Here is a 4,996-nt window from a genome sequence, read left to right as displayed (position 1 = left end):
CCTTGCCAGTGCCAGCTCCTCTTCCAGCTTGACGACCCGCTGCGAGAGCGCTTCCTTCTCGGCTTTGAGCGTCGCGATTTCGGCAGCATTGGCTGCCAATTGCGCCATCAGTTCTGCAATGCTCGGTTCGCCGGTGCGAGTCATCAGATTCTTGAATCTGAACCGCCCCCGCGCGTCAATCGCAATTCGCCATCCTATTTGGCTTTCCAATTATAAAACCTCGCTTCGGAAATTCCATGCTTGCAGCAAAGGTCGGCCACCTTCGCGCCAGCCTCCCGCTCCTTCAGCACCGCAATAATCTGCTCTTCCGTAAATCTCTGCTTCTTCATGCGTCCGTCCTTAATCAGGCCGGACTCTAATCCAATCTGGGGGAAATTACCGTAGCAGGTCAGGAACAAATCCGACATATGATGATCAGCGGCAATGGTGGCAGGAACAAATCCGACATATGATGATCAGCGGCAATGGTGGCAGGATATATCCTGATGTAGATGTTGCTCTGGTTTTTTTGGGGCGAGGTGGAAGCCTCACGGCTTCCGGTGGAGGCTGATTGCCCGGGTCAACAGGCTTCCATGTTCATTGTGAGCAAAATAAACACCTCTTGATGGAGGTCCTATCGCCTCTCCATGGAGGTTACATTTTAGGTATTATGATAACGGAGATGAACGAAGATGCGTTCAATTTGTTGCCTATCGGCGCTCATGAAAAAATAGAAATAACAAGAACACAAATAATATAAGAAAAAAGCGAGAAAGAATATATAATTCAAACTGGCCTGGCCTTGACTTGAATTGAATTCAACGAACAGTACAACAACATGGCGCCGTTGGCGCAAAAAGGAGAAATAACAACAAAAAAGAGAAATAACCACGGTAAAACAAATAACATAATCGGCAACCGAGACGGACGTAAACATTGACGAGCCAGGACCAGCACCGCGTGTTGGCGGCGAGAGTGACACCACTAATCATCCCAACCAGATGCAGTCGGCCAGGCAGTGTCAGGCACAGAGGATGGCCAAATCATCTCTCCATGGGCCACGATGTCGAAGTGCCCTCTCGTTATACAGCGGGTCCATACACCATTGTCTTCTGCAGTGAAGCGGTCAGTGGGAAAGATTGCGAGGAAAGACTGCATATCTTCACGCTCTACGGTAGAGCACCATCGCTGGTGGTACTTACTAACTACAGATTTAGCAGTGATGATCCTATCGTATGGACAGAGGTCCATCGCCAGCACCACCCCAGGAAAATACTTAGTTGGGACGCTTTCTAAGTTCCTGTTTTCAACACAGGCTTGTACAAGCCTTGTGGGCAAATAGGCATATAAGAGGGCGGGATCTGCAGGAATGCGTTCAAGATCGATCTCTTCCCTATAGCCGAACATTGGAGTTTCGGTCATACAGGGCACCATTTCGAGGTTCCCAAAATCTTTTGGAGGAAGTCCCGCAGCTTGTTCATAAGCCCGCGCCTCAGCCACCCACTTGACCTGAGCCTTCATGACCCGCTTGAGGTAAGCATGATATTTTTTGACTGCATTATTAAGGCCGTTGCGGAGCTCGTCTTTGGGCAACCCCGTCAGGCACATGCTGTCAAATTGGGGGCGCACGTAGGTTGGATAGTTGCCTGCCATGGTGAAGGTATGATGGAAGATAAAAGTGTGGTTTATACAGAATGTGGAGAGTTGATTGTGTGGTGGATGCACTGACAAATTAGCTTTATATAGAGAGGGGCTCTCTTCCTTATTGGACCGATTTTTTTTATAATTGGACCGATTTTTTTATAATCTCTGGCCGATACAGTGGGCGTCGTTTCGACACACTACAAGGTATCTTTTGAACGTGTCCCTAGGGTTGCCGTAGAAGTCGCCGCTTCCGTGCAGTCCAAAGGGCACGACTTAAGCGAGCTGCGAAGGGCAGCGGGATTGCTAAGTCAACAACACGTCACATCCAACTTTTGGCTTGGTTTGGCTTGGCATGACCTGCCACTGAACTTTCATCCAGCGGCGATTAAAGGTCGGCCACCTTCGCGCCAGCCTCCTGCTCCTTCAGCACCGCAATAATCTGCTATTCCGTAAATCTCTGCTTCTTCATGCGTCCGTCCTAAATCAGGCCGGACTCTAATCCAATCTGGAGGAAATTACCCTGGCAGGTCAGGCAGGCAGGCAGGCAGGCAGGCAGGCAGGCAGGCAGGCAGGCAGGCAGGCAGGCAGGCAGGCAGGCAGGCAGGATATATCGCTTTGTAGCCTTTCTTTGTTTATGCACTCGTGCGCTGGTTTGTTCGTGCATTTAGGGCAGCGGTGAAGATGTTTCGGGGGAGTGTCAGGAATTTCGATGACGTCCCGAGAGGTGCTGTAGCAGGATAGCGGTGGTCATCGGCTTTTTCCGTTAGGATGGAAAGACCACCGATGACCAATGACATGATGGACCTCCGCTCGCTTGTTGAGGAGAGCGCTGATGCGGATTTGCTGCGCGAGATGATTGGCTTTGCCGCGGAGAAGTTGCTGGAGCTGGAGGTTGGCACGAAGACCGGTGCGGCCTACGGCGAGAAGAATAACTTTCGACTTGCTCAGCGTAACGGCTATCGCGATCGCGACTTGGAGACCCGAGATGGCACCGTCGAACTGCGGATTCCAAAGCTTCGCACCGGCAGCTACTTTCCGAGCTTTCTGGAGCCGCGCTGCATGGCCGAGAAGGCTCTGACCGCCGTGATCCGGGAGGCTTACATCCAAGGCGTCTCAACCCGCTCGGTTGACGATCTGGTCAAGGCGATGGGCATGAGTGGCATCTCCAAGAGCCAGGTCTCGCGGCTTTGTGAGGAGATCGATGATGAGGTCAAACGGTGTTGTTACGTTAAGTTTCTCTGGCTGGAAAGGTCGGCGGCTCGTGGATGTTCAGCCGACACAGGCCGCAATTTTCCGTGCATCGAAAGCTTCGAGCCGACGGTAGCGAATTGTTTACGCGGCGCGGCCACGGGACGGAACTGAAAAGCAATTGCGGATCGCTGAGTGCATGGAGACGAACCGTTGAACGTGCCTGGTGATCGGTGGCCTTGCATGGTTCGTTCCCGTTTTCGAAACGGCAGCTAAGGCCGGCGTGGCGGACGCATCGTCTCCGTCACTGTCATCATCGCGGTCGGTGTCAACACCGATGGTCGTCGGGAGGTACTCGGTATGGAAATCGGCACCTCTGAGGCCGAGCCAATCTGGACGGAATTCCTGCGCAAGCTCACCCGGCGCGGTCTGCGCGGCGTCAAGCTTGCCGTCTCCGATGCGCATGAAGGTGTCAAGGTGGCGATCTCGATAGTCCTTTCCGACACTTGGCAAAGATGTCGAGTCGAGTTCACTTCATGCGCAATGCCTTGGCTCATGCCGGCAAGAGTGGCCGACGCGTGGTCTCAGCCTTCATTGCAACGGCCTTTGCCCAAGATACCTCGAAAGCCGCCAGCCAACAGTGGCGCAATGTCGCCGATCAGATCAGGCCAAAAGTGCCGAAACGTTCTGGACAGTGCGGGTTTCACAAAGTTCCGGACAGCGATTTCATTAAGTCGCAGACAGAAGTTGTGTCGGATTTATCTCGATTTTCGTGAGCGCCGATCTGGCAATTTGCCCTCGTGTATTGAGCGAGGATCTGATGTCCAGACGGAAGCAAGCGAGACATACTGACGTGAAGGACATCCGGTCGATATTGCGGCTGAGCAGGAACCGCCGATACGGGCAGTCGCAGAACGTCTGAAGATGAGCAAGACGTCGATCTCGACGTACTTGTTGCGAGCTCGGGAAGCTGGGCTTGCCATGTGGCCGCTGCCACCTGGCCTGGACGACGACGAAGTTCTCGAGCAGCGACTATTCCGCCAGATGGGACGACCTCCACGCGACACCGATAAGCCGAATTGGCCAAAGATTGCCAGCGAGCTGAAGCGCAAAGGCGTGACGCTCAATCTGCTGTGGCAAGAATACCGTGAGACGCATCCAGACGGATATCCGCGGCAAAACCTACTACCAGTGAGAAAGGAAACCAAATGCTGACACACCCAACTATCGACCAGATGAACGCCTTTGGCCTTGCCGGGATGGCGACGGCCTAACGCGAGCTTAGCGAACAGGTTCATGGAAATGATCTTAGCTTCGACGAACGCCTTGGTCTGATGCTCGATCGCGAGATTGCCATGAGAACAGACAAACGGCTGAGCAATCGGCTGGCAGCGGCAAAGCTTCGTTTTGCCAATGCCTCAATCGAAGACATCGATTAGCGCCCACCGCGGACTGGATCGTCGCAAAGTTCTCGCGTTGCACAAGGAGCATTGGTTGAAGGCAAATGAGAATTTGATTCTGAAGAGCCAAACGGGCACCGGAAAAACATGGATTGCTTGCGCCTTCGCACGACAGGCGCCCCGCCTCGACTATTCCGTGCTCTACGTTCGCATGCCACGACTGTTTGAGGATCTTGCACTTGCACGGCTCGATGGCCGCTTTCCGCGCCTCATAGACGAACTGGCACGCGTTCAGTTGCTGGTACTGGATGACTGGGGAACTCATACCTTGAACGACCGACAGCGCCTCGACCTGCTGTAAATCTTCGAAGAAAGATATCGGCGGAAGTCGATCCTGATCACGGCTCAGCTTCCTGCGGCTGCCTGGCATGAGATGATTGGAGAGGCCACTTTTGCTGATGCGATTTTAGACCGTATTGTTCACAACGCACACCGCATAACGCTCGAAGTTGACAGCATGTGGAAACGAAAGACACCGCCGATCTTGACCGGTGGCGAAATAACCGAAATTAATCACCGGTAGCAGCAACAAGGCAACCGGAGCTCGATCACATCCGATGTGCGTGACTTAGTCTAGCGAAACGCTTGTCCGCGACTTTCCGAAATCGCTGTCCCAATTTAGTGAAATCCGCAGACATCGCCGAGGAAGATGTCCTCGCCTACGTGACGTTTCCCAAGCAGCACTGGACCAAGCTTCACAGCACGAACCCGATTGAGCGATTGAA

Annotated in this window: 1 protein-coding gene and 5 pseudogenes; 4 read left to right on the top strand and 2 right to left on the bottom strand. The window is 53.2% G+C overall.

The features are described from left to right. Positions 1-197 precede the first annotated feature (197 nt). Both BN77_RS28295 and BN77_RS28290 read right to left on the bottom strand, forming a co-directional pair. Positions 198-329 (bottom strand): annotated as a pseudogene (locus BN77_RS28295) (transposase); the annotation flags it as partial. Between the two features lie 634 nt (positions 330-963). Next, on the bottom strand, positions 964-1,632 hold the full coding sequence (locus BN77_RS28290; protein WP_037076695.1) for a RolB family protein: 669 nt from the start codon (positions 1,630-1,632) through the stop codon (positions 964-966). Positions 1,633-2,406: 774 nt separating this feature from the next. Here BN77_RS28290 and BN77_RS36030 point away from each other — a divergent pair. The 4 pseudogenes from BN77_RS36030 to BN77_RS32790 all read left to right on the top strand — a co-directional run. Further along, positions 2,407-3,494: pseudogene (locus BN77_RS36030) on the top strand (transposase); the annotation flags it as partial. 137 nt (positions 3,495-3,631) lie between these two features. Continuing rightward, positions 3,632-3,981, top strand: a pseudogene (locus BN77_RS28275) (IS21 family transposase); the annotation flags it as partial. Positions 3,982-4,019: 38 nt separating this feature from the next. After that, positions 4,020-4,794: pseudogene (gene istB, locus BN77_RS28270) on the top strand (IS21-like element helper ATPase IstB). 62 nt (positions 4,795-4,856) lie between these two features. Further along, positions 4,857-4,996 (top strand): annotated as a pseudogene (locus BN77_RS32790) (transposase); the annotation flags it as partial.

Origin of the sequence: Rhizobium mesoamericanum STM3625, assembly GCF_000312665.1 — a bacterium.
Classification (GTDB): domain Bacteria; phylum Pseudomonadota; class Alphaproteobacteria; order Rhizobiales; family Rhizobiaceae; genus Rhizobium; species Rhizobium mesoamericanum.
The sequence above is the reverse complement of the archived record's forward strand: the minus strand, read 5'-3'. Positions and strand labels throughout refer to the sequence as shown.